The organism is Streptomyces sp. NPDC002403 (genome assembly GCF_053593015.1).
This window is the reverse complement of record NZ_JBSFBQ010000139.1, coordinates 1,880-3,360: the sequence shown is the minus strand read 5'-3', so window position 1 is coordinate 3,360 and position 1,481 is coordinate 1,880. Positions and strand designations below refer to the sequence as shown.

General features: G+C 69.9%; 1 pseudogene. It reads right to left on the bottom strand.

Going from position 1 to position 1,481, the window contains the following annotated elements:
- A pseudogene (locus tag ACWCPY_RS43120) lies at nt 1-1,481 on the bottom strand (site-specific integrase); the annotation flags it as partial.

Here is a 1,481-nt window from a genome sequence, read left to right as displayed (position 1 = left end):
GCGGGCCATTGGGCGTAGAGGAGCAACAGCAGTCCGGCCAGGCGGTCTTCGGTCCGGATGGTTTCGTCGTGCAGCAGGCGGCGGGTGGTGGCCCAGCGGGCGTCGTCGTCCATGGTCTGGGAGGGGCCGTTCCACTTCACGGCGGGGAAGCTGAGGTTGCGGGCGATCTTCTGGGCGAGGGCCCAGCGCACGAAGTGGCCTGCTTCTCTCCGGAGTTGGGTCTCGTCGCGGGTCATCCAGCGTTCGAGGTCGCTCTGGCGGCAGTTCGCCAGGGTCAGGTCCTGGTCCGTGAGCCAGTTCAGCAGATAGACGGCGGCCCTTAGGTGCACGCGTGCGACGTTGAGCTGGGTGTGCGTGATGTCGTTGCCGCGGCTTCGGCGGCGAAGCCGGCGGATCAGGTGCCAGGTCGCGTAGCGGTGCAGGACCTGCCGCCCTTCGGGGGTGGCGTGGGAGGCGACGAGGTCCTTCACGTGCCGTTCGAGGCGGACCATCTGCTCGTCCCGGGGCGGGAGGGCGTCGGCGGCCACGAGGACGCTGCGGATGTGCTCGACGACCTTGCTGTCGGGGAGGTCGTCCAAAGCCTTGTGGGTCAGGGGACGTCGGCCGGAGGCCAGGTCGGACAGGACGGTGGAGACGATGCCTTTCGAGAGCCAGCTCATGGCCGTCGCCGTCCGCTGAGTCTCGGCCAGGGCGTCGTGGAGGGCCTGCAGCTTGGGTGGGACGGTGCCGGTGTCGTCGGTGAGGAGGCCGACGAGCCGTTGCTTGAGCGTGCAGCGGCGGCAGGGGCCGGGTGTGGTCAGCCGTTCGGCCTCGCCGCAGGTGGGGCAGGGGCGCCAGAGTTCGGGGTCTGGCTTCGTGCAGGGGCCGCAGACAGGGGCATCGACGGTGCCGGAATGGATGTCACGGAAGCGTCCGCAGACGGTGCAATGCACTTCTCGCTGGTCGCAACGGCTGCAGCGGGGCTGCCCGGTCAGCTTCGAGAGCATGCAGGGTGCCGTCCGGCCGCAGATCGAGCAGACCAGTGAGGGCAGAGGACGGCAGTTCGGGCAGATCGGCCCGTCGGGAGTCCGGGTGCAGACCATGCGCCGCTTGCCGCAGATGATGCAGGTCTCCAGGTTGGCGGGATCGGTGATCAGGCAATGCGGACACAGCGGCCGCCCCTCGGCGTCGCGGGTGGCCGGCTCGCGCCGGGCGCCGCAACGCGAGCACTCCTCGATGCGGGACTTGGCAATGCAGTTGCGGCAAACCCGCTGGCCGTCGAGGGGCTTGTCAATTCGGACGACGCGTCGGCAGCGGGGGCAGGCCGGCCGGACGATGCCTGGGACGTCGGCGGCGTGCAGCAACTCGATGAACCGCGGGATGGCGCGAAGGGGAGCCAGGTGCCCCTCTCCGGTCAGCAGGCGGGGGTTGTCCTCCAAGGACCAGGCCAGTTTCTGCTGGTAGGAGGGGCGGGGAGCCGACTGGCAGACCGCGTCGGCGAT